This window comes from Nonomuraea sp. 10N515B (assembly GCF_052245915.1).
GTDB lineage: Bacteria > Actinomycetota > Actinomycetes > Streptosporangiales > Streptosporangiaceae > Nonomuraea.
This window is the reverse complement of the sequence record NZ_JBQQBQ010000017.1, coordinates 66,286-92,013: the sequence shown is the minus strand read 5'-3', so window position 1 is coordinate 92,013 and position 25,728 is coordinate 66,286. Positions and strand designations below refer to the sequence as shown.

The 25,728-nt window shown below is 68.5% G+C and carries 31 protein-coding genes; 18 read left to right on the top strand and 13 right to left on the bottom strand.

The genetic code is table 11. The annotated features are described in order from the left end of the window. Nucleotides 1–375: 375 nt before the first annotated feature. Both ACTWQA_RS25930 and ACTWQA_RS25925 read right to left on the bottom strand, forming a co-directional pair. Nucleotides 376–3,219 carry an AfsR/SARP family transcriptional regulator gene (locus ACTWQA_RS25930; RefSeq protein WP_443161685.1) on the bottom strand — a complete coding sequence of 948 codons (2,844 nt, stop codon included), beginning with the start codon at nucleotides 3,217–3,219 and terminating at the stop codon, nucleotides 376–378. A gap of 403 nt (nucleotides 3,220–3,622) precedes the next feature. Further along, nucleotides 3,623–4,432, bottom strand: a complete 810-nt coding sequence (locus ACTWQA_RS25925; RefSeq protein WP_443161684.1) for an alpha/beta fold hydrolase — start codon at nucleotides 4,430–4,432, stop codon at nucleotides 3,623–3,625. A gap of 116 nt (nucleotides 4,433–4,548) precedes the next feature. On the opposite strand from ACTWQA_RS25925, the gene ACTWQA_RS25920 reads away from it, so the two are divergent. The 3 genes from ACTWQA_RS25920 (at nucleotide 4,549) to ACTWQA_RS25910 (ending at nucleotide 6,392) form a co-directional block, all read left to right on the top strand. Then, complete coding sequence (locus ACTWQA_RS25920; protein ID WP_443161683.1) at nucleotides 4,549–4,710, top strand: LuxR C-terminal-related transcriptional regulator; 162 nt, start codon at nucleotides 4,549–4,551, stop codon at nucleotides 4,708–4,710. Nucleotides 4,711–5,084: 374 nt separating this feature from the next. Beyond that, entirely contained in the window at nucleotides 5,085–5,822 is a 738-nt protein-coding gene (locus tag ACTWQA_RS25915; RefSeq protein WP_443161682.1) for a VOC family protein, read from the top strand. 165 nt (nucleotides 5,823–5,987) lie between these two features. Continuing rightward, complete coding sequence (locus tag ACTWQA_RS25910) at nucleotides 5,988–6,392, top strand: hypothetical protein (protein ID WP_443161681.1); 405 nt, start codon at nucleotides 5,988–5,990, stop codon at nucleotides 6,390–6,392. Nucleotides 6,393–6,547: 155 nt separating this feature from the next. Here ACTWQA_RS25910 and ACTWQA_RS25905 read toward each other — a convergent pair whose 3' ends face one another. Then, nucleotides 6,548–6,955, bottom strand: a complete 408-nt coding sequence (locus ACTWQA_RS25905) for a RidA family protein (protein ID WP_443161680.1) — start codon at nucleotides 6,953–6,955, stop codon at nucleotides 6,548–6,550. A 72-nt stretch (nucleotides 6,956–7,027) separates the two neighbouring features. Here ACTWQA_RS25905 and ACTWQA_RS25900 point away from each other — a divergent pair, with 72 nt between their 5' ends. After that, entirely contained in the window at nucleotides 7,028–7,693 is a 666-nt protein-coding gene (locus ACTWQA_RS25900) for a TetR/AcrR family transcriptional regulator (protein ID WP_443161679.1), read from the top strand. Nucleotides 7,694–7,762: 69 nt separating this feature from the next. Here ACTWQA_RS25900 and ACTWQA_RS25895 read toward each other — a convergent pair whose 3' ends face one another. Next, nucleotides 7,763–8,737 (bottom strand): helix-turn-helix transcriptional regulator, encoded by a 975-nt coding sequence (locus ACTWQA_RS25895; protein ID WP_443161678.1) that lies wholly within the window; start codon nucleotides 8,735–8,737, stop codon nucleotides 7,763–7,765. Between the two features lie 110 nt (nucleotides 8,738–8,847). On the opposite strand from ACTWQA_RS25895, the gene ACTWQA_RS25890 reads away from it, so the two are divergent. Next, a complete protein-coding gene (locus ACTWQA_RS25890; RefSeq protein WP_305919710.1) occupies nucleotides 8,848–9,243 on the top strand; it encodes a RidA family protein in 396 nt (131 codons plus the stop codon). 77 nt (nucleotides 9,244–9,320) lie between these two features. Next, the gene (locus tag ACTWQA_RS25885; RefSeq protein ID WP_443161765.1) at nucleotides 9,321–9,797 is read left to right on the top strand and encodes a DUF488 family protein, N3 subclade; all 477 of its coding nucleotides are present in this window, start codon (nucleotides 9,321–9,323) and stop codon (nucleotides 9,795–9,797) included. 74 nt (nucleotides 9,798–9,871) lie between these two features. On the opposite strand, the gene ACTWQA_RS25880 is transcribed toward ACTWQA_RS25885, so the two are convergent. After that, the gene (locus ACTWQA_RS25880) at nucleotides 9,872–10,381 is read right to left on the bottom strand and encodes a helix-turn-helix transcriptional regulator (protein ID WP_443161677.1); all 510 of its coding nucleotides are present in this window, start codon (nucleotides 10,379–10,381) and stop codon (nucleotides 9,872–9,874) included. 168 nt (nucleotides 10,382–10,549) lie between these two features. Next, a complete protein-coding gene (locus tag ACTWQA_RS25875; protein WP_305919394.1) occupies nucleotides 10,550–10,960 on the bottom strand; it encodes a VOC family protein in 411 nt (136 codons plus the stop codon). A gap of 162 nt (nucleotides 10,961–11,122) precedes the next feature. Here ACTWQA_RS25875 and ACTWQA_RS25870 point away from each other — a divergent pair, with 162 nt between their 5' ends. The 5 genes from ACTWQA_RS25870 to ACTWQA_RS25850 all read left to right on the top strand — a co-directional run bounded on the left by ACTWQA_RS25870 (nucleotide 11,123) and on the right by ACTWQA_RS25850 (nucleotide 14,898). Further along, nucleotides 11,123–11,557: a GNAT family N-acetyltransferase gene (locus tag ACTWQA_RS25870; protein ID WP_443161676.1), complete on the top strand. Its 435-nt coding sequence runs from the start codon at nucleotides 11,123–11,125 to the stop codon at nucleotides 11,555–11,557. Nucleotides 11,558–11,591: 34 nt separating this feature from the next. Continuing rightward, nucleotides 11,592–12,134 (top strand): hypothetical protein, encoded by a 543-nt coding sequence (locus ACTWQA_RS25865; RefSeq protein WP_443161675.1) that lies wholly within the window; start codon nucleotides 11,592–11,594, stop codon nucleotides 12,132–12,134. A 30-nt stretch (nucleotides 12,135–12,164) separates the two neighbouring features. Next, nucleotides 12,165–12,629: a MarR family winged helix-turn-helix transcriptional regulator gene (locus ACTWQA_RS25860; protein ID WP_443161674.1), complete on the top strand. Its 465-nt coding sequence runs from the start codon at nucleotides 12,165–12,167 to the stop codon at nucleotides 12,627–12,629. Nucleotides 12,630–12,896: 267 nt separating this feature from the next. Further along, a complete protein-coding gene (locus ACTWQA_RS25855; RefSeq protein WP_443161673.1) occupies nucleotides 12,897–13,817 on the top strand; it encodes an NAD(P)/FAD-dependent oxidoreductase in 921 nt (306 codons plus the stop codon). A gap of 175 nt (nucleotides 13,818–13,992) precedes the next feature. Next, a complete protein-coding gene (locus ACTWQA_RS25850) occupies nucleotides 13,993–14,898 on the top strand; it encodes an LLM class flavin-dependent oxidoreductase (protein WP_443161672.1) in 906 nt (301 codons plus the stop codon). A 55-nt stretch (nucleotides 14,899–14,953) separates the two neighbouring features. On the opposite strand, the gene ACTWQA_RS25845 is transcribed toward ACTWQA_RS25850, so the two are convergent. The 3 genes from ACTWQA_RS25845 to ACTWQA_RS25835 all read right to left on the bottom strand — a co-directional run bounded on the left by ACTWQA_RS25845 (nucleotide 14,954) and on the right by ACTWQA_RS25835 (nucleotide 17,363). After that, a complete protein-coding gene (locus ACTWQA_RS25845) occupies nucleotides 14,954–16,120 on the bottom strand; it encodes an erythromycin esterase family protein (RefSeq protein ID WP_443161671.1) in 1,167 nt (388 codons plus the stop codon). Between the two features lie 214 nt (nucleotides 16,121–16,334). Then, entirely contained in the window at nucleotides 16,335–16,751 is a 417-nt protein-coding gene (locus ACTWQA_RS25840) for a hypothetical protein (protein ID WP_443161670.1), read from the bottom strand. Between the two features lie 51 nt (nucleotides 16,752–16,802). Next, complete coding sequence (locus ACTWQA_RS25835; protein WP_443161669.1) at nucleotides 16,803–17,363, bottom strand: HAD domain-containing protein; 561 nt, start codon at nucleotides 17,361–17,363, stop codon at nucleotides 16,803–16,805. A gap of 107 nt (nucleotides 17,364–17,470) precedes the next feature. Between ACTWQA_RS25835 and ACTWQA_RS25830 the strand changes: the two genes are divergently transcribed. Continuing rightward, entirely contained in the window at nucleotides 17,471–17,656 is a 186-nt protein-coding gene (locus tag ACTWQA_RS25830) for a hypothetical protein (protein WP_443161770.1), read from the top strand. Here the strand turns inward: ACTWQA_RS25830 and ACTWQA_RS25825 are convergent. Next, complete coding sequence (locus ACTWQA_RS25825; protein ID WP_443161668.1) at nucleotides 17,591–18,136, bottom strand: NUDIX hydrolase; 546 nt, start codon at nucleotides 18,134–18,136, stop codon at nucleotides 17,591–17,593. The genes ACTWQA_RS25830 and ACTWQA_RS25825 overlap by 66 nt on opposite strands. On the opposite strand from ACTWQA_RS25825, the gene ACTWQA_RS25820 reads away from it, so the two are divergent. Together ACTWQA_RS25820 and ACTWQA_RS25815 are read left to right on the top strand one after the other, a co-directional pair. Then, nucleotides 18,135–18,293 (top strand): hypothetical protein, encoded by a 159-nt coding sequence (locus ACTWQA_RS25820; protein WP_443161667.1) that lies wholly within the window; start codon nucleotides 18,135–18,137, stop codon nucleotides 18,291–18,293. The genes ACTWQA_RS25825 and ACTWQA_RS25820 overlap by 2 nt on opposite strands. Further along, the gene (locus ACTWQA_RS25815; RefSeq protein ID WP_443161666.1) at nucleotides 18,274–19,005 is read left to right on the top strand and encodes an aminoglycoside phosphotransferase family protein; all 732 of its coding nucleotides are present in this window, start codon (nucleotides 18,274–18,276) and stop codon (nucleotides 19,003–19,005) included. The genes ACTWQA_RS25820 and ACTWQA_RS25815 overlap by 20 nt, the downstream gene beginning before the upstream one ends. Nucleotides 19,006–19,099: 94 nt before the next feature. Here ACTWQA_RS25815 and ACTWQA_RS25810 read toward each other — a convergent pair whose 3' ends face one another. From ACTWQA_RS25810 to ACTWQA_RS25800, 3 genes are all read right to left on the bottom strand, one after another. Then, nucleotides 19,100–20,056, bottom strand: coding sequence for a hypothetical protein (locus ACTWQA_RS25810; protein WP_443161665.1), 957 nt, complete (start codon nucleotides 20,054–20,056; stop codon nucleotides 19,100–19,102). A gap of 169 nt (nucleotides 20,057–20,225) precedes the next feature. Next, nucleotides 20,226–20,897 carry a DNA alkylation repair protein gene (locus tag ACTWQA_RS25805; RefSeq protein WP_443161764.1) on the bottom strand — a complete coding sequence of 224 codons (672 nt, stop codon included), beginning with the start codon at nucleotides 20,895–20,897 and terminating at the stop codon, nucleotides 20,226–20,228. A gap of 425 nt (nucleotides 20,898–21,322) precedes the next feature. Continuing rightward, a complete protein-coding gene (locus tag ACTWQA_RS25800) occupies nucleotides 21,323–21,937 on the bottom strand; it encodes a hypothetical protein (protein ID WP_443161664.1) in 615 nt (204 codons plus the stop codon). A 199-nt stretch (nucleotides 21,938–22,136) separates the two neighbouring features. Between ACTWQA_RS25800 and ACTWQA_RS25795 the strand changes: the two genes are divergently transcribed. From ACTWQA_RS25795 to ACTWQA_RS25780, 4 genes are all read left to right on the top strand, one after another. Continuing rightward, complete coding sequence (locus tag ACTWQA_RS25795) at nucleotides 22,137–23,270, top strand: sensor histidine kinase (protein ID WP_443161663.1); 1,134 nt, start codon at nucleotides 22,137–22,139, stop codon at nucleotides 23,268–23,270. Next, nucleotides 23,267–23,959 carry a response regulator gene (locus tag ACTWQA_RS25790; RefSeq protein WP_443161662.1) on the top strand — a complete coding sequence of 231 codons (693 nt, stop codon included), beginning with the start codon at nucleotides 23,267–23,269 and terminating at the stop codon, nucleotides 23,957–23,959. Before ACTWQA_RS25795 ends, ACTWQA_RS25790 begins: the two co-directional genes overlap by 4 nt. Before the next feature lie 105 nt (nucleotides 23,960–24,064). Then, nucleotides 24,065–25,141, top strand: coding sequence for a scabin-related ADP-ribosyltransferase (locus tag ACTWQA_RS25785; protein ID WP_443161661.1), 1,077 nt, complete (start codon nucleotides 24,065–24,067; stop codon nucleotides 25,139–25,141). Beyond that, on the top strand, nucleotides 25,138–25,695 hold the full coding sequence (locus ACTWQA_RS25780) for a type VII secretion system-associated protein (protein ID WP_443161660.1): 558 nt from the start codon (nucleotides 25,138–25,140) through the stop codon (nucleotides 25,693–25,695). Before ACTWQA_RS25785 ends, ACTWQA_RS25780 begins: the two co-directional genes overlap by 4 nt. The last annotated feature ends 33 nt before the right edge of the window (nucleotides 25,696–25,728 follow it).

The following is a 25,728-nucleotide window of genomic DNA, read 5'->3' as shown; positions in this document are numbered from 1 at the left end:
GAGGGCTTCGGGATCGATTCGCAGGTGACCTGAACAACATACCGCGGACATACCGGGCATCACTAAAGTCCACTTCATCCCTAAGTCCTTGATCCAGGAACTTATCGAATTTCTCGTAACGAAAGAGTGGTTCTGTGGTCCGGAGCGTCCCTGCGCGTCTGCCCAGGTCGGAACCGTCAGTGCGGCGAAGCGCATACTGTTCCCCGGCAAGGCGAAGAAGGACGGCTACCGGGATGTCGTCGGCGCGGGCTCTGTGTCGAGCGACTGTAAGGGACGAGTCGAGCTGCGCCTTCAGCGCCAGCGGTGGTACGGCTGGGAGACCATGGCCCGCGACACCAAATGGGGCACCAGGAGAACTGATTCGCCGCCCGAGGGTCAGAGCATGTTCTTGATCGGCCGGGGGGTTTCCGGCACCGCCTGGGCGAGGATCTCGGTCGCCTCCCCGGGCGTGAGCAGGCGGGCGTCGCGTAGGAGGCGGACGGACTCCTCCCACTGTTTCCGTGCTTCGCCGTGCCGTCCCAGGTCGTGCAGGGTGGTGCCGAGCCACCAGCGTGACATGACTTCCCCGAGGCGGTATCCCGACTCGCGGAGTAGCCGCACGGCCGTCGTGTAGCTCTCCACCGCCTCGGTCAGCCGGCCGGCGTGGCGGTAGACGTCGCCCAGCGAATCGTGTGCCGTGCCCGCACCGGCGAGCGGGTCCGTCTTCGGCCAGACCTCTACCAACTGGCGTGCTTCCGCGAGCGCCTCATCGAAGCGCCCCTGGCGGAAGTAGACGTGCACCCGGTTGTTGCGGATCGCGGCCGCTGCCCCTGGGCGTTCGGTGTCGTCGTTGAGCGTTTGAGCGGACTCCAGGTAGCCGAGCGCGTCATCGAGACGGCCCATGATCGTGTTGATGACACCGAGGTGGTTGAGCGCTCCCACCTTCCTTCGGGGCAGTCCCGCGCGGTCCCAGTCGGTGAGAGCTGTCTTCAGTTCCGCGATCGCGGCGTCGTAGCGGCCCTGGTCTCGGTAAACCCAGCCGAGGAAGTTGCGGAGCTGGGCCTTGTCCTCCCACGCCGCGATGCGATCGGCCACGTCGATGGCCTTCGCGTAGACGTCGGCCAGTTCGGTGTGCCAGGCCTGGTAACAGAAGGGCCAGTGGAGCCCGATGACCAGGCCGATGGCGGTCGCCGGGTCGGGGCCGTCCAACGCCTGCTGCGCGGTGGCGAGCAGGTTGTCCCGCTCGTCCTGGACCCATCGTCCCGCCTCCGCCAGATCCTTGAAGGCGATGTCGGGCAACTCGACGGGGCATCGCAGTACGGGATCGCTGTTGACCACGGAGCCCGCCATCCAGAGGGTGGTCAGGTAATGGTGGAGGGCGCGTCGTACGGCGGTGGTGCGTTCCTCCTCGGACAGGGCCTGGTGCGCCTGTTCGCGGGCATAAAGGCCGACCAGGTCGTGGAACTGGTAGCGGTCGGCTCCGGCGGGTTCGAGGAGGCGGGCGTCCTGTAGGCGTTCCAGGGCGGCTTCGGCGCGGTGGAGGGGCCAGCCGGCCAGGGCGGCGGTGGCCGCGGGCGTGTGGGTGGGCAGGTCGAGCAGGCCGAGCAGGGGCAGCAGGTGGGCGGCGTCGCGACCGGTGGGTTCTTCGTTGAGGTGGTGGTGGCTCACCGCGATGCTGGCGCGGATGGCCAGGTCGGCATACTCCAGCACGTCAAGGCGGCGGGTGGCGTCGGCCAGCCGTGTTTCCAGGTCGGACAGGGTCCAGTCGGGGCGGGCGGCCAGTCGGGCGCCGACGATCCGCAGAGCGAGGGGGAAGCCACCGCACAGGTGGACGATCCGCTGGGCCGCCTGCGGCTCGGCGCGTACCCGGTCGGGTCCGGCCAGGCGGGACAGGAGCGCGGCGGCGTCGGCGGCATCCAGGGTGCCCAGGTGAAGGTGGCGGGCGTTGTCCAGGGTGGCCAGCGGGTCCCGGCTGGTGATCAGCACTCGGCAGCCTGGGCCGGCGGGGATGAGCGGGCGGATCTGGCGGACGTCGCGGGCGTTGTCCAGGATGACCAACAGGTTGCCGGTCGCGGTCAGGGAGCGGTAGCGCGCGGCGGCCTCGCCCGGGTCGGCGGGGACGGCGGCGCCGTCCAGACCGAGGGAGCGCAGCAGGTAGCGCAGAGCCTGGGCCGGGGTCAGCGGGTCGAGGCCGGGGGTGGATCCGTGAAGGTTGAGGTAGATGACGCCGTCGGTGTACCGGGCGGCCACGGCGTGGGCGACGTGGACGGTCAGGGCGGATTTGCCGATGCCGCCGGGTCCGTCGATCACGGTGATGGCAGGCCCGTGGGCGGGTCCGTCGCCGAGCGCGGTGCGCAGGTCCTGGATCTCGGTGGCGCGGGCGGTGAAGGCGCGGGTGTCGGCGGGCAGTTCGGCCGGGATGTACGGCTCGCTGAGCGTGATCTGTTGGGCCGGGGCGGTCAGGTCAAGGACGGGGTCCTTGAGCAGGACGGCCTGGTGCAGGCGGCGTAGCTGGGCGCCGGGTTCGATGCCGAGTTCGGAGACCATGATCCGGCGGGTGTCCCGGTAGACGGCGAGCGCCTCGGATGGGCGGCCGGCGCGGTGCAGGGCGAGCATGAGCTGGGCGGCGGGGCGTTCGCGCAGAGGGTGCGCCCGCACGTGTGCGGCCAGGCCGGCGGCTACCGCGTGGTGGTCGCCGGCGGCGAGGCGGAGATCGGCGTGGTCTTCCAGGACGGTGAGGTGTTCTTCTCCCAGGCGGGTGGCTTCGATTCGTGCCCAGGGGGCGGTCAGTTCGGCCAGCGGTTCGCCTCGCCACAGCTGCAGGGCCGTGCGGAACAGGGCGTCCGCGGTGTCCCTGGCTCCCTGCGCTTGGGCGGTGCGGGCGCGTTTGGCCAGGCGGGTGAACCGGTGGGCGTCGATGTGCTCGGGTTCGAGCGCGAGCAGGTAGCCGCCGGGCATGGTCTGGATGATCTCTTCGGTGGTGTGGGGTCCCAGGGTTTCGCGGAGTTTGGAGATCACGATGTGGAGTTGTTTAGCCATGGTCGCCGTGGAGCTTTCTCCCCATATGTCGGTGAGGATCCGCTCGGTGTGTACGCCCTGCCCGGCGTCCAGGGCAAGTCTGGCGAGCACGCCGATTCGGCGCTGCCCGGCGAGCCGGACCGGTTCGTCACCGGCCAGGACCTGCCACGGGCCGAGGTACCTGATCTCCAGTGCCATAGGGAGCGTGTTTCCCTCCTTCAACGGGGTCCGCATTGTAACGAGATGGCCGGGCTCATTCGCGGCGATGACGGCTGGAACGCCGTCTTCGTGCGGATTTCCGGCGTCTTGGTTCACATGTGCATGTCTAGACGTGCGGGCTTACATGTGACTTGCAGGCTACCGATCAGTCAGGAGAGACCAACGGCAGGACTGCCCCACGGCGTCCGTACCGGCTGGCCAGGAGAATCGACATATGCCCATGCCTGCGTGAGCAGGAAGAGTGCCTACTTCGACGCAGGAGGCGCGGCCCACGAGCTGCGCCATCGAAGGCAGGCGAAGGGATGGAGGATCTCGGCTGTATCGTCGAGGTCCCCAGCAGAAGGGGCCCGGCTCGGCATAGGAACACCGAGACGCGAGCCCTTGATCATCCACGTGTGCGACCAGGTCAGCGCCCAGCCACGAACTCGCGCAGCACCGGCACCACCGCGTCGGCCGTGAGGGTGTGGTCGGCGGTGGGAATCTGTCGCAGCTCACCCTTGGGCAGCACGTCGGCGATCGCGGCGGCAGCCGGTGGCAGGGACGGGAAGGTCTGCTCGCCGACAAGCACGAGCACCGGCGTCGTGACGTCGGCGTAGCGCTGGAGGGCGGCCGGGTCGCCGGCCATCAGCCCTTCCATGATCCGCCCGTCGTAGCGCAGAGTAGGCGCGACCTGGATCGCGGGCTCCCAGGTCGGCATGGCGGTCATGCCACCGAGCCACTCTTCGGGGATGCCGACGGCCTCGACGGTGAACAGCTTCAGCGCCTCTTCTCGGCGGCCCTCGGCGATGAGCGCGTCCAGTCGCGGCAGGTAGTCGGCCGGCACCGGTGGCCGCTGGTCGTCGACGACGAACGGCGGCTCGAACATCACCACGCCGTCGACCGGCAGCCCGGCGCGGGCGGCCTCGAGGGCCAGCACGGCACCCGAAGACTCCCCGAGCAAGGTGGCGCGGCCGCCGGCGTGGGCGATGAGCGCCGCGATGTCCTCGATCTCACGCTGCACGGCGTACGGTTCGGTGTCGCCGCTCTCGCCGCGTCCCCGCCGGTCGAAGACGATCACTCGGAGGTCACCGCCGGCGACGTCGGCGATCGCGGCCGGAGAGGCCTGCACTGCGCGGTGCGCGGTGGCGCCGTAAACGTGGACGATCGCCGGCGCGTCGGCCGGGCCGTACTCGTCGAATGCAATCATGGTGCCGTCCTGCGAGCGGACTGTTCCCATCGTGGTTCTCCTCTTCAGCTCACGTCCTGGTGGAACCAGGTCGTGTTCGTTTCGATGGCTCTACTGTGGCGGAGCGCGCTTATGGTTTCCTTCCGCCGACCTTTACACGGGGGTGAATGAGGTCGACGGCGATCCAACTAGCGCAGGTAAGGCGGTTGCTCTTCCTCTCCCCGGGCACAGCGAAGAACCACATCGCGGCCATCCAGCGCAAGACCGGCGCCAGAAACCGCGTCGCCATCGCGGCCTGGGCATGGGCGACCGGCAGAGCCGAACCCTGATCGACGCGCGAAAGGCACTCTGGAGGAGCTGCTCATCCAGATCGCGGTTCGACGTGCCCGCCACCACGGTGGCCCAGTGGCGCGGGACCGCTGGCGCAGGTGTGTGCGGGTCACACAGCCGCGCTACGTGTGGTCGTCAACGGCTGGCCCGAGGGCAGCCATCTCAACGAGGTGATGGCCACACGTGGGGGCGTATGCGTCGGTCACTTCTACACGTGAGGGGGACGATTCCGTGTCCGGAATGAACCATGCGGGCGGCATTCCGTGTTCGCACGTTCTATTTGTCACCTGTCGCCTCCCGCCGTGCCGTCCCTCCACCAGATCTTGTGCTCTGTCTCGGTCTGGTGGTTGTACGGAGGCATAAGGTTGGCGGCATGGCGACGCGGCTCGTTCAGATTGCGATGGATGCCCGGGATGACTCCGCAGTGGGCCGGTTCTGGGCGGAGGCGCTCGGCTGGAGTGTTTCCAGCGAGGGGCCCGGCGTGACCAACGTCGAGCCGGTGGGCCTCGTCTATCCGGACCCCGTCGCCGTCTACATCGACGTCGTTGCCGTTCCGGAACCTAAAACGGTGAAGAACCGCGTGCACCTCGATTTCGCGACCACGTCTGCGGCCCATCAGGCGGACCTGGTCAGCCGCCTGCGGGATCTCGGCGCGACGCCCGCCGACGTGGGCCAGGGCGACGTCCCGTGGACGGTCCTCGCCGACCCGGAGGGCAATGAGTTCTGTGTGCTGGAGCCTCGATCGAACTACCAGGACACCGGGCCGATCGCCGCGGTGGTGGTCGACTGCGTGGATCCGCGGGCCATGGCCGCGTTCTGGGGCGAGGCGATGGACTGGACTCTGCACGAGGTGACCGACGATCATGCGGTGCTGCGCTCCGCCAAGGGGGTAGGGCCGTATCTGGAGTTCCTCCGCACCCCCGGCGTGAAGACCGTGAAGAACCGTATCCATCTCGACCTCCGGCCGTACCTCGGTGACGATCAAGCGGCGGAGGTGGCCCGGCTGCGGGCTCTCGGCGCCACCGATGTCGACCTCGGCCAGGGCGACGTGCCGTGGACGGTCCTCGCCGACCCGGAGGGCAACGAGTTCTGCGTCCTCACCCCGCGCTGATACGGGACCTCTTCTCCGTGCGCGGCACCACGATTCCCGGGCAAACCACTTCTCGCCCGTGAAATCGCCCGGTCGCCCACATGTTTCATGTGACTCTCATCCCATCACCATGTGGCTCAAAGGATGCTCCACGACTCTGGTCCCATAGGGAGAGAGGGGGGTGTCATGACCGCGGTGTCGGAATTGGCCAGGAAGCCGTCGCACGTCACGGGCCGTACGTTGCGGGAGTCGGTGGAGGCGTTCGTGGCCGGCTGGAGCAAGCACACGGCGATCCCGGTCGAGGTGTGGGCGCTGCCCAAGCGCGTCGTGCCCGACGAGGTGGCCGGCCTCGCGTTCTCGGTGCTCGTCGACGCGCTCTCCGCTGTGGAGCGGGCCACGTACGTGTCGATGGCGCTGACCGCCGGGGACACGTTGAGGCTGACCGTGTGCGACGACGGGTTGGGGCTCGGCTCGCGGGAGGTTCTCGACCGCGGCGAGCTGCGCGCCCGCGCGGCAGCGTTGGGAGGGCGGTACGACCTCGCCTCATCAAACGGCGACGGAACGACCATCACGCTGGAGCTGCCGCTGTGAGCCCAGGCCGCATCCTGGCAGCCGGTGCACGAGCTTCGGGCCCTTGAGGCACGCCTTGAGGAACGCGGTGTACTCGGCGAGCACACCGCAGGCTGGGAGGCGGACACCGCCCGCCGACACGGGAGATCGGCGGAGGTGTCCCAAGGGTGCCCGATTCAGTCGATGACGGCGGTGGCTTCGACCTCGACCAGCAGATCGGGTTCGCCCAGCGCCGCGACTCCCAGGAGCGTGATCGGCTTGACCGGATCGACCCCCAGCTTCGCGGCTGCCCGCGCGACACCCTCTCCCAGCAGCGGCATCTTGTCGGGTGCCCAGTTGACGACGTAGATGGTCAGCTTGGCCACGTCGTCGAAGGATCCGCCGACCGCGGCCAGTGCGGTGCCGATATTGAGGTAGGCCTGCTCGACCTGAGCGGCCAGATCTCCTTCGCCGACTCGCCGGCCCTCGGCATCGCGGGCCACCTGGCCCGCCAGGAACACCATTTTGGACCCGGTGGCGATCGACAGTTGGCGATAGACGTCGGGTTTCGGCAGTCCGTCGGGGTTGACCAGTGTCACGGCCATGTCCGCTCCTTGAATCAGCACAGAAGGTTGGGCGTTCCCCGAAAACATAGCAATGCTATGTATTGTGGTGCCATGGTGAGGGTGAAGGACCCGGCGGTACGCTCCCTGCTGATCGACCGGGCCGCGCAGATGCTGGCCGTCCGGCAGCCGGTCACGCTCCGCTCGCTGGTGGCCGGAACCGGCGTCTCGTCCATGGCCGTCTACACCTACTTCGGCGGCATGGACGGCCTGTGGAAAGCCGTGCGGCAGGAGGGATTCACTCGCCTGGCGGCCCGGCTCGCCGCAGTCTCGCCGTCGGAGGATCCCGTGCGGGATCTGGCCGCCCTCGGCGCCGCGTACCTGTCCAACGCCCTGACCAGTCCCGATCTTTACAGGGTCATGTTCGACGCCGGATTCGAGCTCCAGGACGCCGTGGCCGCAGATGACACGCTGCACTGTCTGGTTCGCGGCGTCGAAAGGGCGACGGCCGCCGGTCGCTTTCGTGACGACATCGACCCGCTGGAGCTGGCTACGCAGAGCTGGACCATCGGTCATGGACTGGCATCGCTGGTCGCGACCGGCCCATTGCCGGGTCAAGCGCTCGCCCACGGAGTGCCGCTGCTGACGGCCCTGTTCACCAGCGCAGGCGACAATCCCGAGCAATGCCGCCGGTCAGTCGAACGTGGTTGGCGCCCTGTGACAACCGATCACTGCGCCGAGTTGTCCGACACGATGCCGGCAGAGATCCCGTCCCAATGACGACAACTCAGCCTTGTAGCCGGCCCGTCACCGAACTCGTCCCCTTCGGCCCGCATAAGGCGACAACTCTCAGGATGACACTCCGTAGCGGGTGGCGATCGCGGTGGCGCGGTTGCGCAGGGAGTTGCGCAGCCACTGCGGGGCCAGGGCTTCCGCGTTCGTGCTGAGCTGCCACAGCGCCCATTCGGCGTGACGCGGATCTTGGAAGGTCACCTCCAGCCGCAGCCAGCCGTCTGGGTCGGCTTCTTCGGCGAGGACGGCCAGCGCGGTGCCCACCAGGTCCTCCCGCCGCGCCGGGTTCACCCGTACCAGCACGGCGACCTGGTCGCCGCCGGTCCGGAACCGCGTGCTGCGTTCCTGCCAGGCCCGGTCCAGATCGACCCGGTCAGGTCGCTGTGCGGGTTCGGCGAGTTCCTCGGCGGCCAAGACCCGGGACAGCCGGTAGGTACGGTCCGCGCCGGACCTCGTGGCCAGTAAGTAGCCCCGGTCGCGTACGGTGACCAGGCCGATCGGGTCCACCGTGCGCCACTCCGGAGTCTTGTCCACAGCCGCGTAGTGGATGCGCAGCTTGTGCCCGGCGAACACCGCGCGCAGGACCTCGGCCGCTATGGCATCAGGCACCTCCTCATCGACCAGCCGACGCGAGAGGAGGTCGGTCTCCGGGTCGATGAGCAATCGCTCGGCCGCGCCGGCCGCGGTATCCCGATAGCTTTCGGGCAGCGCGTCAACCACCTTGAGCATCGCCGAAGCGAGCGCCGAGCCGAGGCCGAATGCCTGCGCGCCGCGCCGCGATCCGGCGACCAGCAGGGCAAGGGCCTCGTCGTGGTTCAGTCCGGTGAGCTCGGTCCGGAAACCGGGCAACAACGCGAAACCGCCGTGCCGGCCGCGTTCGGCGTAGACCGGGACGCCCGCTGCGGACAGCGCCTCGATGTCGCGCAGCACGGTGCGGGTGGACACCTCCAGCTCGCGGGCCAGCGCGGCCGCCGACAGCCGGCCGTGCCGGCGCAACAGCAGCACCAGCGAGACCAACCGGTCGGCGCGCATACGGAGAACTTTATCGAAATACACGACACAGGATGTCGTGATTTGTTGGGAGGCTCATCAACCGACGGACCTGCGTAAATGTCGACAAATCGAATGGAGCTGATGCGGCAATGGAGCGTACGGCGGTCAACCCGTGGGCGTGGTCGGTGGAGCTGGGGTACAACCAGGGTGAGATCGTCTCCGGGCACACCCGGACCCTGTACTGCGCCGGGCAGACCGCGATGAGCGGCGACGGCAAGCCCCAGCATGCCGATGACATGGCGGCGCAGTTGGCGCTGAGCCTCGACAACCTGGAGGCCGTGCTCGGCGAGGCCGGCATGTCCCTGGCGAACCTCGTCCGGCTCAACGTCTACACCACCGATGTCGATCGGCTCTTCGAGCACTACGGCGTGCTGGCGTCGCGGTTGGGCGCCGCCGGGGTGGCACCGTCCACCACGATGCTCGGGGTGACACGGCTGGCGATCCCCGACCTGATGGTCGAGCTTGAGGGGACCGCTGTCGCGTGATGCGACCTCGCCGCCTCCGGCAGGGCTGCCGGAGGCGGCACGAGCAGGAGGCAGGTGGGTGATTTCCGGTGCTCAGAATGGTGACCATCGGCGTCTATGGCTTCGGCGGCGAGTCCTTCCTGCAACGACTGCGGCACGCGGACGTTCGTCTGCTGCTCGACGTACGCCAGCGCCGCGGTGTCCGCGGCCCCGAGTACGCCTGGGCGAACTCACGCCGGCTGCAGGCGGCCCTCGCCGATGCTCGGATCGCCTACGAGCACCACCTCGAGCTCGCGCCAACCACCGAGTTACGCCGGCTCCAGTACGCCGAGGATGACCGCCAAGGGGTCGGCAAGCGATCGCGCCGCGAGCTCGCTGCCGAGTACGCCCGCCGCTACACCACCGAGATCCTCGACCACGCCGACCTCACGCCGATCGTGTCGGCGCTGTCGAGCAGCCGGACCGCAGCGCTGCTCTGTGTCGAGCGCGACCCCGAGGCCTGCCACCGCTCGCTGATCGCCCAGCGGCTGACCGAGCAGCACCGCGTCACGATCGAGCACCTGCGCCCGTTGTGACGCGTGAATTCCTATGATTTCGGCTGATTTCGGCGCCCTGCTCGGCGGTCTGGATGCCGGTGTTCCCGTTCAGGTCAGGCCATCTCGAGGGTGAGGGATTCGATGGAAGTCATAGCCGGCACGCTAGGTGCGGCTCGATGACCGGCGCTTCTTCGATTCCTGACCGGTCGGGTCACCTGTTTCGCCACGCATGACGGCATCCCCGACGCAGCGCCCGCCGCGCGGTGCCGGTAGGCGCTGGGCGGCATGCCGACCAGCTCGGTGAAGCGCGTGCTGAAGGTGCCCAGCGAGGAGCAGCCGACTGCGAAACAGACGTCGGTGACGCTGAGGTCGCCACGCCGAAGCAGCGCCATCGCGCGTTCGATGCGCCGCGTCATCAGATAGGAGTACGGCGACTCGCCGTAGGCGAGCCGGAACTGGCGGCTGAGGTGCCCGGCCGACATGTTCACGCCCCGGGCGAGCGCCTCCACGTCCAGCGGCTGCGCGTACTCCCGGTCGATCCGATCGCGGACGCGACGCAGTCGCGCAAGGTCGCTCAGGCGATGTGCCGCGGTAAGTGCGGGTCCCCATGAGGGATGACACATGAGAGAACACCTTTCATCGATGTCCGCGAGCACCTGGGCTGCAGGGCGAGGTGCTCGACGACGATGACCGGCCTGCCGGGCGTCGACGAGCCGGTCGAGCTGGGAAACTGCTCGATGTCGGCGAAGCGAGCCCAGTGGTCTGGCTCGCTGCCGCCCCCAGTGAACGGCTCAGCGAACCTCCTGGATGCGGACCAGGTTGCCCGCGGGATCGCGGAAGGCGCAGTCGCGAACCCCGTACGGCTGCTCCGTCGGCTCCTGGACGACCTCGGCGTCGCGGGCCTGCAGCTTCTCGAAGGTGTCGTCGAGGTCTCGGGTGGCCAGCAGGATCCAGCCGTAGGTGCCCTTGGCCATCATCTCGGTGATGGTGCGGCGCTCGTCGTCGGTGATGCCGGGGTCGGCGGCGGGCGGCGCCAGGAGGATGGACGTGCCGGGCTGGCCGACAGGGCCGACGGTGATCCAGCGCATCTTGCCGTGTCCGACATCGGTGCGAACTTCGAAGCCGAGGGTGTCGCGGTAGAAGGCCAGGGAAGCGTCCGGGTCGTCGTGCGGGAGGACGGTCGTGTGAATGGTGATGTCCATGCCGTCACGTTAGCTGCGGCTCGGTGACCGGTGCTTCTCGAAACCTGATCGGTCCGGCCACCAGTTCACCCAGGATCTTCCACCCTGCGGATCAGTGCCGGGCGGCGAACCATATCTCTCTCGACATCTCTCGACACGGAGCAGGGCTCTACGCTTGCCTGCATGAAGATCCGCCTCAGAAACCCCGAGGACAGGAAAGCATGCGTTGAAGCACTCGCCCAGGTCCAGGCCGCTGACCGCTATCCCGTGGACTGGCCGGACGATCCTTGGGGTTGGCTGACGCCGGCCGACCTGGCATCGGCCTGGATAGCGGTCGAGCGAGGCACCGTACTTGGCCACGTGGGTCTTACCCGAGACGCCGAGATCGTCCGCCTGTTCGTGACCCCGGCAGCACGTGGGCGTGGTCTGGCCGCTCAACTGCTCGACTCCGTCCGCGCCGCTGTGCGGGGGCCGCTGAAGCTGGAGGTTTCCTCTGAGGGCACTGCGGCCATCGCCTTCTACGAACGGTCCGGCTGGCGCAGGGTTGGCAGCAGCCGCGCTGACTGGGTCAACGCAGCCGGTGAGCCCGCCCTGCTCCACCACTACGTGACTCCGTAGCGCCATCGATCCTCTGACCACATGGAGACCGTCTTTGCATGACGTCGCCCTGTTCGAAGCGCTGCTCATCGGAGGTCGTGCCGGGGTCGGCAAGAGCACGGTCGGATGGGAGATCTCCGCGCAACTGCAGGCTGCTCACGTCGCCCACTGCCTCATCGAGGGCGACAACCTGGACCAGGCGTTCCCTGCCCCACCCGGCGACCCGCACCGCACCCACATGACCGAGGCCAACCTCGCCGCCCTCTGGCACAACTACGCCGCGCTGGGATACCGCAGACTGATCTACACCAACACCGTTTCCGTTCTGGAGTCCGACCTCATCGCCCGTGCCATGGGTGGCACGCCCCGCATCACCTCAATACTCCTGACCGCTGACGACGCAACCGCCCGACACCGCCTCGGTGCCCGCGAGATCGGCAGCCAGCTGGACGCGCACCTGACCCGCAGCGCCCGCATGGCCCGGCACCTGGAGAGCAACGCGCCCTCGTGGGTAGTGCGGATCCCCACCGACGGCCGCTCCGTTGCCGACATCGCACGCGACGTCATCGCTGCCACCAACTGGTCAACCGAGCAGTAGTTCGTTCCACGAATTTGTTACCCTGGGGCAGTGAGCAAGCATGTTGACGGCCAGATGGGGACGGTGGCCGCGCTGGTACGGTCAACGTTCCTGGTGAATGCCGTGTACGCAGATTCCGCCCGCGAGTACGGCCTCACCCAGCAGCAGGGCCAGTTGTTGTGCGTCTTGATGGCCCAGCCGTACGGGATGAGCGAGCTGGGTGCGATGCTCGGCCTGGCCAAATCGAGCCTGACCGGCATGGTGGACCGCAGCGAGCGCAACGGCCTGGTCCAACGCCAACCCGACCCGCAAGACTCCCGCGCGGTGAGGGTGGCGCTCACCAAGCAGGGCGCCAAGCTCGCCGACGCGTTCTACACCGAGACCTGCCGCCGCATCGATGAACTGACCTCAGGGTTCGCGCCGGCGGAGCGCGACACGCTCGCCGCCCTGCTCAGCCGCGTCGTGACGGACAACAAGGTTCCTTCCGTCTTCATGGAGCCGGATTCCATACGCTGAACCCAAGAAGGAGTTGCGGTTCGTACTACGAACTAATATGGTTCGTGACACGAACTGCAGCCCTTTTTGTGTTGGAGCGTAAATCATGAGTCGTACAGTCGTGGTCATCGGCGGAGGTTACGGTGGTTCTGCGGTCGCCCAGGCGCTGGACGCCGAGGCCGACGTCGTCCTCATCGACCCCCGTGACGCGTTCATCAACTCGGCCGGCTCCCTGCGGGCGCTGACCCAGCCCGACTGGGCGCACAACATGTTCTTCCCCTACGACCAGTGGCTCAGGCGTGGCACGGTGGTCCGCGACCGCGCGGTCTCGGTGGACCCCGGCGGCGTCACCTGGCCTCGGGCCGGCGGGTGGAGGCCGACTACCTGGTCCTGGCCACCGGCTCCAGCTACGCCTACCCCGCCAAGCCGGCCGCCGACTCCGCAGACGAGGTCCTGGACGACCTGCTCCGTACCCACAAGGAGCTGGCCGGCGCCGAGCGGGTGCTGATCCTCGGCGCCGGGCCGGTCGGCCTGGAACTGGCCGGCGAGATCAAGGAAGTCTGGCCGCACAAGCACGTGACCGTCATCGACCCCGCCGAGCAACTGCTGGCCGCCTTCCCCGCGGAGATGCGCGAGGAGCTGCGCCGCCAGCTCGACGAGCAGGACATCCACCTGCGGCTGGGCACCGGCCTGACCGCGCCTCCGGCGACCGGGCCCGGCCAGGCGGCGACCTTCACCGTCACCACGACCGGCGGGGAGGAGATCACCGCCGACATCTGGTTCCGCGCGCACGGCGTGCACGTCAACAGCGACTACCTCGCCGACGGCCGGCTGACGACTCGGACGCCGCAGGGACAGGTTCCCGTCACCGAAACCCTCAACGTCCACGGGCACGACGCCGTTCACGAGCACGTCTACGCCATCGGCGACATCACCGACGTCGCCGAGGCCAAGATGGCCGGGTACGCGATGCAGCACGCCGAGGTCGTGGCCCAGAACATCATCGCCCAGCTGCGCGGGGAGCAGCCGGGGGCCACCTACCAGCCGCTGCCCCACCCGATGATCCTGCTGCCCCTCGGCCCGCGTGGGGGTGTCGGCCAGTTGCCGACCCCCGACGGCCCCGCCGTCGTCCCGGCCGAGACCGTCTCGGCGTACAAGGGGGCGGACCTGTTCACCGGCCGCTTCACCGAGCAGTTCGGCGCCGCCTGACAGGGGCTACACGCGGCTGGGCCGCAGCGGCCCAGCCGCGTGCCGGCTCGTCCTGGGCACGATGAACGTCGGGACGGCAACCCCGAACAGGACGGCCACGCAATCATGGACCGTGTGCACGAGCACGGAAGCGTACGCCTGGTGAACATCTCCATTTGCACGGAAAGGCAGAACATTGTCCGCACATAACGTCGTCTTCGGTTTTGGCGCGCATTCCGGCATTGACGACATACCCGAGCTGTTGCGCATGACCCAGCAGGCTGACCGGGACGGGCTGGACATCTTCACCTTGTCAGACCATCCCTACATCGGTGAGCGCCTGGACGCCTACGCCGCACTCGGCTTCATCCTGGGGCGTACGCAACACATCGCCGGGTTCGCCAACGTCACCAACCTGCCGACCCGGCCCGCGCCCATGCTGGCACGAACGGTGACGTCGCTGTCGGCGCTGTCGGACGGCCGGATCGTGCTCGGCATGGGTGCGGGCGGGTTGTGGGATCGCATCGCCGACATGGGAGTGCCCCGGCTGACGCCCGGCGACGCCGTGGACGCCTTCGAGGAGGCGATCGTCCTGGTCAAGCTGCTGTCGGGCGGCGGCCCTCCGGTCACCTACCAGGGCAACCACTACCAGGTCCACCAGATCGAGCCCGCTCCCGTCGCCGCGCCTCCCGTGTGGACCGGATCGGTCGGCCCGAAATCCCTTGCCGCCACCGGCCGGGTGGCCGACGGCTGGATCCCCGGCCACGCGGCCGACTGGCTCAGCGAGCGCTACCGTACCTCGCGGCCGATCATCGACGAGGCGGCGGCGTCGGTCGGCCGCGACCCGGGCGAGATCCGTACGATCTTCAACTTCCCAGGACGCATCACCGACCGGCCCCTGCCCGCCACCCGCGACCATGACGGCCGCTGGCTCGGCGGCTCCGTCGACCAGTGGGTCGAGGAGCTGACCGGCGCCGTGCTGGAGCATGGCGCCTCGGGCTTCACCCTCTTCTCCGCCGGCCACGGCGCCCCTGACCTCACCCTCCTGGCCCGCTGGGCCCAGGAGGTCGTCCCGTCCGTCCGCGAGGCGATCGCGAAGTAGTGCGACGGCACCACCGCCGCCCCGATGGTCAGGCCAGACCGACAGCCATGTGCTGTCAACCCAGCTTTTTCAGCTCGACAGCCTGCTTGAGGAAGACGATGCCGTCGATCATGTCGAGCTGGGCCGGGTCCAGCGGGAAATAGGCGAAATCGGGGGAGATGCGCGGGGCGGGCTTCGTGATGGCCCCGGCCAGGCGGCGGGCGTCGATGAGAGAGCGGTCCCACGGGAGCGTGGACAGGATGCCCTCGACGGTGTCCGGGGGCGGGGCGTTGTCGCCGACCGTGCCGAGGGCTGAGGCCAGGAAGGCGTACCGGTCGCCCAGGTGCGTCGCGGTGATCGCTCCCGCGCTCCACCACTCCAGCAGCTGGTCGCCGAACGGCATCAAGCTCTTGTTCCGCTGCAGGTGGAGGTTGCTGGAGAAGACCAGGGCCGGGCCGTGCTCGGCGACGGCACACAGGTTGGCGGCCATCATCGCGTCCCGCAGGGCCGACAGCCGCGTCCACCGTCCCGGGGACGCGTCGGCCATCCAGTAGTGGTAGCGGAGCAGGCCGGTGGCGGCGCGCCCGTACAGTGCCGCCCGTTCCCTGTCCCCCGCGCTCAGCCGCGGCGCCTGCGTGTCGAGCAGCGCCACCAGGTCATCGGCGATCAGTCGCAGCCGCTGGGCCTCGGCCGACTGGCCGATCGACTGGGACGGATCCATGGCCGTGGCCTCGTTCGACCACCGGTCGTCCGGGCCCATCAGCGTGTCGAGGGTTTCCCTGGTCCAGGGGAGCGGGCCGTCGAGGAGGTCGTAGAGGGCGGTGAGCGCCTGGCGCGGGCTCGCCGCCCAATACTCCAGAGGGCCGTCGAACCCGAAGAACCGGAGCTTTTCGTCATGCTCCTCGTTGTACGCCCGCATCCAGCGTACGAGCTCGCGGTTGGCCGGCGATGTGCCGAAGCCGTGGCTGAAGCCGCGTTCCATGACGTCATCGAGCGTGCCCGCGCCCGTCGTGACGTAGTCGTTCACCACGAGGCCCATGAGACAGTCGCTCTCGATGGCGAACGACCGGTAGCCCTCGTGCTCGACCAGATGCCGGAAGATCTCGTTGCGCAACTCACCCAGTTCCCCCACGAAGTGCCTGGCCTCGCCCAGGCCGAGCAGCAGGGGCTGGGCGGGCAGTGACCGGAGGAACGCTGAGACGCCCGCGCCGTCGAGCGGACGGGCTGTGTCCTTGATGTCCATAGCCTTAACGGTATCGTTGAACTTTCGGTGTAAACTTTGCCGTACGTATACCTGCTTTCACCACGATGGACCTTCAATCGGGATACATCCATGAGGCCGGTGGGCCGTGATCCGAAAGTAAAGGCGAAGCCGCGTGGGCTGGTAGCGGCAGTCTTGAGGAAGGCGGGCGGCAGGTTCTCTGAACCTGCACTTGAGTGGTGATCGAGTCGGTGCGTCAGTGCTCGCGGTGGAGTTCGTGGTAGGTGTGAAAGTCGAAGAAACGCAGACCGTCGATCACGACCCCGGACTCGATTTTCCTGCAGAGTCCAAGGGTGGGCGGAGTAGTCGTCAGTGGCCACGCCTCCGTGCTCAAGCAGCATCGCGACCACTTGGTGGACCTCCGCCGTGCCGTCGATCCGCCCGGAGATGTCGATCTGCACTGCCCAGGTGGGGTGGTGTCCATGGTCGCCTCGAGGACTGTCACGGCGTCGGGATCCCAGTCGGAGAAGAGGCAGCCGGTCTGCTCGTCGTCGATGTTGATGTAGAGGTTGCCGGCCAGCGTCCACGGATCGCGCTGCTGGGGCAGGTGCCGATCGAGTGAGGTGACGGTCTCAGCTCGCTCACCTGCGGGGAACACGAACACGCTACGCATGGGCGGAGCGTAGGTGGTGCGGAGTGCAAGGCGCCTTGCCGCTTGGGAAGTTCAGGCTGCATCATGCGACGACGGGGTTCCGCGCATCGTGTGCAACCACTCATTCAGGGCGGCGTAGTCGGCGTCGCCGAGGCCCCGACTGGGATCGACACGATGGAGCAGGGCATGTCCTCGGTGGTGCGCGGATATCCAGGCTCGATCGATGTCAGTGATCTCATCGTCGACCCAGGCGAACGAGCGTCCTGATGCCCAGTCGACGAGAGGGCGGGTCTTCCAGTGGATCCCGTCTCGCTCGTCCTGTTCGTCGACGTCGGATGGCTGCGGCCAGATGACCACAGGCAACCGCGGCAGGCCGAGCCGCGGTGCGATGCACTCGTTCGCATCGTCCATCCATGTCGTTGCCCAGACCAGATCGCACGGTAGTGCCGTTAGACGGGGTCCGTGCGCGGGATTGATCCTGGCCAGAAGTGGATTCGAGCCTGCCCCTCGCGGGTCCCGAGGCGTTTGATAGGTCGGGTGCCCGTTCGGATACTGCTCCGGTGCCGCGCCGAAGGGAATGAGCGGTCCGTCGACATCGAGGAAGAGCAAGGGGCGCTGGGTAGGGCCGGTCACGGCTGCACGATAGCGGCCTACCCTGACAGGCCCGACATGATGAGAAGGCCCGTCAAACAGCGGGAGCGGCTTCATACCTGGCGAAAGCTCCCAGCCAGGCGCCGAACATGAAAGCCGTCCGCATCGACGCCTACGGAGCCCTCACCGAGGAGGACCTGCCTATGGGCGAAGGAGCCGGGCTCAACCGGGCCGTCGGTGAACTCGTACAGCTCGTGGCTGACGCGGTCCTACGCGCCACCGGCCCCAGCGCCGCCGACTGCTGTCACACAGCCCGGATCGGAGTGGGGGAGTAGGGCCGCGAGTCTGCTGGACAGCCGTACCCCAGCCGTCGTCGCATGCCCAGGCGTCCACCGGATGTCATGGATCTCGCTGGTGTCCGGCCGCAGCATCGGGGCAGCGTCGACGTGGACGGCGAAGGCGAAGTCCAGGTGCCAGTGTGCAGGCTCGCCTCGGCTGGGCCGAGCGGGGACGTCCCCCAGCACCACCTCGACCGGGCCGGCCGAGGCCGGAGAGGTATCGGTGCGGCGAATACCAGTCTCCTCGTACAGTTCCCTCAGGCCAGCGTCAAGCAACGAATCGTCGCGAGGGTCCAGATGACCTCCAGGTGGCAACCACAGCCCGAGGAACCGGTGATGGACCTCCAGCATCAGCCCGCTGGGGTTGATGGCCGCCACACTGCACGTGACATGACCTTGCAGGTGGAAACGGGGGGTGAGTTCCTTCTTTAGAGCCAGCGGATGGACCACGCGTCGATCCAACCAGGTACGTGCCATGGCCGTCCGTGGAACACGCCTCTGCGCCGGCCGCCAGCGGGCGGCGGCCCAGCGGGCACGGCTGATCGAGATCCCCATGATCATCGACATCAACACCGTCCCCCACAGCCCAGGCGCCGAAGAGGAGGACTCTCGCCATGCGACAGGTCCCGGCTGAAGTTCCCCTGACCGGAGGGCGCATCACCTCGGGTGTCGTCCGCGTCGCTGATACCGTTCGACGCCCCGCCACCGACTCCTCCGCCTTCGTCGCTCAACTGCTGACGCACCTTCAGCAATGCCGGTTCCCGGGAGCACCGCGCTATCTCGGACGGGACGCAGCCAACCGTGACATTCTCAGCTATCTGCCCGGTTGGGTACCAGCCAAGTTCCGGCGCTGGAGCGACACCCAGGTCGCTTCAGCCGGCGTGCTTCTTCGCTCGTTGCACGACGCCACTCGCAGTAGTGGCCTCAACGGAATGCACCCGGTCGTCTGCCATCACGACCCCGGACCGAACAACACGGTGTTCCGCGCCGGGTTACCGGTCGCCTTCATCGACTTCGACACCGCCGCCCCTGGTGATCCGCTCGAGGACATCGGATACATGGCCTGGACGTGGTGCATCTCCTCCAAGAGCACCGCGCCGCCGGCTGCTGCGCAAGCCGCCCAGGTGCGGGTCCTTGTCGATGCTTACGGACTCACTGGCGCGCGCCGCGCTGCCGTTGTTGACGCGATCCTCGACCGCCAGTCCTGCAACATCCGGTGGTGGGCAGAGCGCCTAACCGACTCCGGCCATGGTCCGGCCAGCCCCGAAGAGATCATCGCATGGTCCAAACGCGAACACGCCTACACCAACGCCAACCGCCCTGACTTCGCAGCGGCACTGCGATGACGCCAAGTGCGAGGCTACTCATTGGGAGCCCTGGCCGACATCGTGCCGAGTCGGAATAGCGGATTGTGGTCGATGGCGGGTGACGTCGAGACCATCACGTGCTCTTCGACGTTCGTGCCAGCCCTGTGGCCTGCGCGGCGATCGCGATGACCAAGAGGACGACGAGGGCGATCGGGTGCCATGCGGGGCTCTGGTCGATGTAGCCGGTCTGGTCGTCGTAGTTCATCTCGTTCGACAGCGGCTGGAGCCAGGTGAACAATCCCAGGAACGCCAGATACGGCACGCTGAGCATGCACGTGGGCACCATCATCGCCGACGTGACCCCCCGTCGCAGCATGCGCCAGCCCAGCCATGAGAGGGGCAGCGCGATCAACGTCAGAGGGAGCAGCCATCGTCCCAAGAGGACCGTAGTCTCCTCGGCCCGGCGAATCAGCGAGTCGCGCGAGCTTTCGGTCCACGGCAAGCCGAAGATGTCCGTCGGAGTCCTCGGCTCAGTCGCCAGTTGGATCGCCACCAGATTGAGCACCGCATAGGCGGTGACGGCCAGGAGCGGGCCGAGCAGCAGGAGGGAGCCCCGGCCGACGAGCCGCCAGTCGCTGGAACGTATAGCCAGGACCAGCGCGACCAACTGGGTGACCGCGGCAGCCAACAGGACGAGGCTCAGCGCGGGGTAATACCAGGGCGGATCGAGCCCCACGAACGGCGGGCTGGCGAATCCCTGGATCGGGAAAGCGGCGATCGGGTTGAACCAGTGAAGGCACAGCAGGCCGATCTCGTATAACCCCGTCACCAGGCCGGTGAGCGCCATGACCCCCGGCGAACGTCGGCGTGCGGCCCATAAGAGGTAGATCGCGAAAGCCAGCTGGATCGCGGCGATGGTCAAGGAGCGCTGCAGGCCGAACTCCTCGAGCGCCACAATCGGACCGGCGGGATGGTCGACCTGGACGCCGTCGAGGTTGTCGCGGGACTGGGCGACGGCGGCGAGGTTGAGCGCGAGCACGATGATCGCGTACGGGCCCGCCGCACGCATGAGAGTCGGCGAGAGGTCCATATGCCCTTGGACCTCGCCAGATCGGAAAAGGTTGCCATCGGCGCGAGACCACTGAGCTCGCGTAGTCCGGCGCGTGCCCGAGCTTCGACGACTGGGGGGCACGCCGCCCTACGGCTGGCCGTTCCTCATCTGTGGACTGATCATGATCATCGGGTTGATCGCGTCGTTGTTACCGCCGACTCCCCGAAGGAGTCGCCGTCTCATCGTGCTGCCGGCGCACCATTTCGTTGATCCAGATGGGCGCGAACGGAGACGTGCAGCCCGGGGAAGTCGGATAGTCCTTGAGCACCTCCAGCCGCTCACCGATGTCGATGGCACGGGCCCGGTGCTCGGCGTGGTCGATCCCGATCTGAGCCAGGCAATTGTTCATCGCCCACTGCAGGCGATCCGGGGCGTCTTTCATCTGCGCCTCGATGACGTCGAGTAGTCCTGCGAGGTCGAGGCCCTCGGGCTTCTTCGTCACGCGTTCGGTGGTCAGTGCCCAGCCGGCGCTCGCGACCACTGGATCCGGATCGGCGGACCAGGCCAGGCGCAGCTCTTCGGAGTGCGGGCTCTTCTTCACCACGTAGTTCACGAGCCAGTCGTGCACCTTGGGCGTGCGCGCCTCGCGCACCATGACGTCCAACTCGTCACGCTTGAACGCCTTCGGGCGGCAGATCAGCATCGCGAGCAGTCTCGCCGCGGTGTCCTTCGTTGCCCAGAGCCGGGACGCGAGCTCCTGCTGCGTCTTCAGGCGCTTCGCGAGCGCGCGCAGCTTGCTGAGGTTCACGCCGTGATCGTCACCGTGTCTCTCGTTCACCTCGCGGATCTTCGGGTCATCGAGCTCGGCCAGCTCGGCCATCACCTCGGCCACCGTCGTCTCGGTCGGCGTTGTCTCGGCCACCTCAGCCTCCTGTCCATCACGTGCGAGATGCACCCTACGACGGAAGTCGGCCTCCTGTCGTACACGCCGGTTAGGCGGCGCCGCCGACACGAGGCACGATCACGTCCACTGTGGTGCCTCTCCCGGCACGCCGTTGACGGTGAGACGGCCGCCCAGCCGGGCGACGTCGGCCCGCCGATCGCGCAACCGCTGCTCGAATGCCTCGCTCGACAACCCGCCGTCGTGCTGACCGTCAGGCGCAGGCCGTGGGCCGCCATGGTGAGGGCGAGGGAGACCGCGATCCCGGTCCGTAACGACCATTCCGCCAGCTCTTCCTCCAGAGCGCGAGCGAACGTGGTCGGTGCGTCCAGCCGGAGTTTCTCCCGTGACGTGCCTGGTCGGGATCACGCGTGATGGCCGGGTTCGGTCCCTCGGGGCAGGGCGAGACGGACGCCCAGATGGGCATGCATGCCGAGCAGCCACGCCGCGCTGACGTACACCGAGACGGTCGGGCCACCGAAGATCTGGGCGACCACGGTCACCGGGAACCACATGCCCGCCAGCAGCGGCAGCCACCTCAGAGCGTCCTGGTAGTGACCCCTGACCGCGATGGCAATGCCCAGGACCAGCATGCCGAGCTGGCTGAGCGGCCAGCAGGCGTCCAGGATCATCAGCGGCAGCGGGAGGTCGTCGTAGGTGGCGTAGCCGAACGACAGCGCGTTGACCAGGAAGGCGCCGGGGAGCAGCACCAGCAGCCCGACCGGGATGATCCGGGCCCATCCGTCGCCGACGCCTCGGGTGGCGAGCACCGTCCAGACGAAGGCGAACAGGCCCACGACGAACAGCATCCCGGTAATGGTGTCCAGGGTCTGGATACCTTCCTGGATCTTGTCCCCGACGATGACGGTGCCGGCCGCCCAAGAGGCGGCCCCTGCGGCCAGCAGCAGTCCGGCCATTCGAGTCCGCGATGGGTTCGCGGTGTGCCGGACCGCGACGGGCTCGTGGGGGTTGACGTTCACTGGTGTTCCTCCGTTGCGTGTCGGTCACGCGTCCCGGGTGCCGAGGGAGCGGGGCGAGGCCTGTTCGTGGGGGTCATCACGCCCGACCGTAGGGATTGATTCGCCGTCCTGTCGTCAAAGCGCCCTTTGACCCGCCATCCCCCTCCAGGCGGATTTCGCCATGGAACGATGCATTCGAGGCGGCCGTTACGCTCCCCTCATGCGTCACCGCCGTCCCCCCACCCTGATCGACTGGCTCCTCGCGGTGGTCGTGGCCCTTTTCGCGGTCACGGAGGAGGTCAGCCAGCGGCTGGGGCCCTCGCCTGAATCCGTTCTCCTGTGGGTGGCGGCCGGGGTCGTCGGGGCGCTCGGCGTACTGTTCCGGCGGCGCGCCCCGCTCGCGATCCTGATCGTCTACTCGGCCGTCAACGGCGTGCTGGTCACGCTGGTGCGCGATGCCATCACCGCCTGGCAGTTGTACACGCAGCTCGTGCTGCTGTTCACGCTTCTGTCGGAGGTGCCCCATCGCAGTGTGAAGACCGCCGTCGGTCTGGTCGTGACCGGGGCGTACATGTTCGTCTTGGTCGCTCTCACCAATCCTCCGATCGTGTGGAGCGACCTCGCCGTGCTCTCCGTGATGACCTTGATGGCGGCCGGATCGGGCATCGCCGTACGCCGGCACCGGGTGCTCGCCGTGCTGGCCGCCGAGCGTGGGGAGCTCCTGGCCCGCGAGGCGGTGTCGGAGGAGCGTGCCCGGATCGCCCGCGAGCTGCATGACATCGTCGCGCACAGCGTCAGCGTGATGACCATGCAGAGCGGTGGCGTACGGCTGCGACTGGGCGAAGACCAGGAATCCGAGCGGCAGCTGCTCACCTCGGTCGAGGAGACGGGCCGGGAGGCCCTGACCGAGCTGCGGCGCGCTGTCGGCCTGTTGCGCGGACCCGAGGGCGGCGGCCCGGCACCGCGGGCCGGTCTCGACCGGCTGCCCGACCTGCTGGAGCAGGTCCGTGCGGCGGGGCTGGAGGTGACGCTCGACGTGCGGGGGGAGCCGGTGCCGCTGCCGGCGGGGCTCGACCTGTCGGCGTACCGGATCGTCCAGGAGGCGCTGACCAACGCGCTCAAGCACGCCGGCCCCACACGGGCGACGGTCACCATCGTTTATCACCCCGGAGAGCTGCGGCTGGAGATCGTCGATCAAGGGCCGCGGAATAGGTCGTCGCAACAGGGGCCCGCGGGGGAGAGCGGGCACGGGCTGATCGGCATGCGGGAGCGGGCCGCACTCTTCCACGGCACGCTCACCGCCGGGCCGCTCCCCTCAGGGGGCTTCGCCGTACGGGTGGTGCTGCCGCTGTGAACAGCTCTGATCCTTCAGACCGGCCAGAGGCGCATCGGATAAGCATCCTGATCGCCGACGACCAGGCGATGATCAGAGCCGGGCTGCGGCTGATGATCGAGACCCAGCCGGACCTGTCCGTGCTCGGCGAGGCGTCCGACGGGGAGCGGGCGGTGGAGCTGGCGCGGAGCCGCCGCCCCGACGTCGTGCTGCTCGATATCGCGATGCCCCGGCTGGACGGCCTGGAGGCGGCCCGCCGCATCCTGGCCGAACCGGGCCCGCCACGGGTGATCATGCTGACGATGTACGACACGGACGAGAACCTCGACCTCTCCCTGCACGCGGGAGTGAGTGGCTTCCTGCTCAAGGGGTCGCCGCCGGAGCACCTGTTCGCCGCCATCCGCAGTGCCGCCCGCGGGGACATCCTGCTCGACCCCGCCGTGACCGGACGCGTCGTCGACGCCTACCGCCGTGTGACGCCGCCGTCGCCGCCGCTGTCGGGGCTGACGGCGCGGGAGGAGCAGGTGCTGCGCCTGGTGGCCGGCGGACTGTCCAACTCCGAGGTCGCCGATGCCCTGTCCATCACCGAGGCGACCGTGAGCACCCACCTCAACCGCCTGCTGGCCAAGCTCTCCCTGCGCGATCGGGCCCAGGTCGTGCGGTACGCGTACGAGTCAGGAATCGTCCGCCCCGGCGACCCGGCAGGCTGACACGGGCCGCGCCCTGCCGTGGCCCGGCGTGAATCTCCCCGCCTCGGCCCGCAGCTCAGTACAGTGACGTGATCAAGCGTAGGGGCCGTGGCGAGGAGGGGCACCATGGGACTGCAGCCGCCGCCCGAGCTCGCCACGCTGCTCAACATCGTCGTCTCGTGGCCGCTGATCGACGAGGTCGTGCTGTACGAGGCCGGGACCCGGTGGATCTCCTTCGCGGTGACGGTGGTGCGCGTCTCCTCGACCGCTGCCACGCACGCCGCCCGGACCGTCGAGCGCAACGACGGCGAGGGGGTCCGGTCGTTCGGCGGCGACTGGAGCGACACTGCGGAGCGCTCCGGCGACGCGATCGCCGCCTCGCTGCTCATCGGCGCAGCGCTGCAACTCTCGGCCATGATCGTGCTCGCCATGAAGGTGGCGCTGATCGTCATCCTCGTCCGGCTCGCCATGAACCTGTCGCGGCTGGCCACGGCCTCGGGGCCGACGGCCGGCGCCTCGCTGGCGGCCGTTCCCGCCGTCGTGGCCGGCGCGATGACGGCCGCGCGGGAGATCATCCGCAAGATGGTCGACCTGCTGGAACGCGGCGCGCTGCGCCTGTTCGAGCGCGCCTCGGCGCTGCTGCGCAAGCCCCGCGCCAAGGTGGGGGCCGGGGCGATCCCGCCCGGCAAGCGCCCGCCGACCCCCGTGCGTGACCCGGACAACTACCTCGAGGCGGCGGCCGACAAGAGCGTCGACGTCAGGTCGATCACGCCGTACCCCATCTGGCGCCGCGATCGGGAGCCGGTCTATCGCGCCTCGGACAGGTCTCCGGACGAGATCTTCGAGCAGGGCCTGCATCCGCGCGACCCGTCGATGACCAACCTGTCCGACTACGTCCTCAAGAGCAGGCCGTCCGCCTTCGTCGGGACCAGCACCCGCATAGACATCGAGGCCGCGTTCCCGCGTCGCCACGTCTACGAGGTGGACGCCCCCGGCGGGATCGACGTCCAGGAGACCGTACGGGCCGCGACCCATCTGTCCCATGAGCGCGAGATCGCCTTCCCCGGTGGCGTACACCGAAGGTACATCTCCGGCGCCTGGCCGCAGGGGTTACCCAGGACACCGCAGAACTTCATCCCCAACCCGCACTACGACCCTTACCCCGGCCATCCAGGGGTGGTGCCGTCAGGAGGATCGCCGTGAACGACACCCCGCCGCCCCCGATCACCGACGAGCTGCGGCGGCAGGCGCGGCTGCGCCCGGGCTCCTGGATGTACGCGGTCGACCCGTTCTTCGACCCGGACGGGGAGGTCCCGCCGTACGGGATCGTCGGCGCCTGGCGCGTCGACGATCGTGGCGAGATCACCGGCGAGTTCCGCCATAACACCGGATATCGGCCCTCGCCGGTGGCGCTGGGCTACCCCGAGCCCAGCGACCCGCTCGACCGTGCCGTGCAGCTCGCCTCGACCGGCTACGCCTCCGGCGACGACCTCGTTCCGCTGCTGCTTGAGGCGGACGTGATCGTGGCCGCCGGCCCCGGTGGCGGCGTGCCGGTGTTCGACACGGGCGAGGGCCGGGCTGCGTTCGCCTATACGGCCCAGGCCCGCCTGCCGGACGCCCTGCCGGACGGCGCCACGGGCTGGCAGCGCCTGCGCGGCCGCGACCTGGTCGCGCTCCTGCCGGCGGACGTCGGCGTCGCCGTCAATCCCGAAGGGCCCGCGGGCGTGCTCCTCGCCTCCGGCGAGCTTCACCCCTGACCCGGACCTGTCCCGCACCTGTCCCGCATCCGG

Coding starts and splice junctions, on each gene's coding strand:
- ACTWQA_RS25925 (WP_443161684.1), bottom strand. CDS start 4,432: ATGGGAACAGTCCGCTCGCAGGACGGCACCATGATTGCATTCGACGAG.
- ACTWQA_RS25920 (WP_443161683.1), top strand. CDS start 4,549: ATGAGGTCGACGGCGATCCAACTAGCGCAGGTAAGGCGGTTGCTCTTC.
- ACTWQA_RS25915 (WP_443161682.1), top strand. CDS start 5,085: ATGGCGACGCGGCTCGTTCAGATTGCGATGGATGCCCGGGATGACTCC.
- ACTWQA_RS25910 (WP_443161681.1), top strand. CDS start 5,988: ATGACCGCGGTGTCGGAATTGGCCAGGAAGCCGTCGCACGTCACGGGC.
- ACTWQA_RS25905 (WP_443161680.1), bottom strand. CDS start 6,955: ATGGCCGTGACACTGGTCAACCCCGACGGACTGCCGAAACCCGACGTC.
- ACTWQA_RS25900 (WP_443161679.1), top strand. CDS start 7,028: ATGGTGAGGGTGAAGGACCCGGCGGTACGCTCCCTGCTGATCGACCGG.
- ACTWQA_RS25895 (WP_443161678.1), bottom strand. CDS start 8,737: ATGCGCGCCGACCGGTTGGTCTCGCTGGTGCTGCTGTTGCGCCGGCAC.
- ACTWQA_RS25890 (WP_305919710.1), top strand. CDS start 8,848: ATGGAGCGTACGGCGGTCAACCCGTGGGCGTGGTCGGTGGAGCTGGGG.
- ACTWQA_RS25885 (WP_443161765.1), top strand. CDS start 9,321: ATGGTGACCATCGGCGTCTATGGCTTCGGCGGCGAGTCCTTCCTGCAA.
- ACTWQA_RS25880 (WP_443161677.1), bottom strand. CDS start 10,381: ATGTGTCATCCCTCATGGGGACCCGCACTTACCGCGGCACATCGCCTG.
- ACTWQA_RS25875 (WP_305919394.1), bottom strand. CDS start 10,960: ATGGACATCACCATTCACACGACCGTCCTCCCGCACGACGACCCGGAC.
- ACTWQA_RS25870 (WP_443161676.1), top strand. CDS start 11,123: ATGAAGATCCGCCTCAGAAACCCCGAGGACAGGAAAGCATGCGTTGAA.
- ACTWQA_RS25845 (WP_443161671.1), bottom strand. CDS start 16,120: ATGGACATCAAGGACACAGCCCGTCCGCTCGACGGCGCGGGCGTCTCA.
- ACTWQA_RS25840 (WP_443161670.1), bottom strand. CDS start 16,751: ATGCGTAGCGTGTTCGTGTTCCCCGCAGGTGAGCGAGCTGAGACCGTC.
- ACTWQA_RS25830 (WP_443161770.1), top strand. CDS start 17,471: ATGAAAGCCGTCCGCATCGACGCCTACGGAGCCCTCACCGAGGAGGAC.
- ACTWQA_RS25820 (WP_443161667.1), top strand. CDS start 18,135: ATGGCCGTCCGTGGAACACGCCTCTGCGCCGGCCGCCAGCGGGCGGCG.
- ACTWQA_RS25825 (WP_443161668.1), bottom strand. CDS start 18,136: ATGGCACGTACCTGGTTGGATCGACGCGTGGTCCATCCGCTGGCTCTA.
- ACTWQA_RS25815 (WP_443161666.1), top strand. CDS start 18,274: ATGCGACAGGTCCCGGCTGAAGTTCCCCTGACCGGAGGGCGCATCACC.
- ACTWQA_RS25810 (WP_443161665.1), bottom strand. CDS start 20,056: ATGGACCTCTCGCCGACTCTCATGCGTGCGGCGGGCCCGTACGCGATC.
- ACTWQA_RS25805 (WP_443161764.1), bottom strand. CDS start 20,897: ATGGCCGAGCTGGCCGAGCTCGATGACCCGAAGATCCGCGAGGTGAAC.
- ACTWQA_RS25795 (WP_443161663.1), top strand. CDS start 22,137: ATGCGTCACCGCCGTCCCCCCACCCTGATCGACTGGCTCCTCGCGGTG.
- ACTWQA_RS25785 (WP_443161661.1), top strand. CDS start 24,065: ATGGGACTGCAGCCGCCGCCCGAGCTCGCCACGCTGCTCAACATCGTC.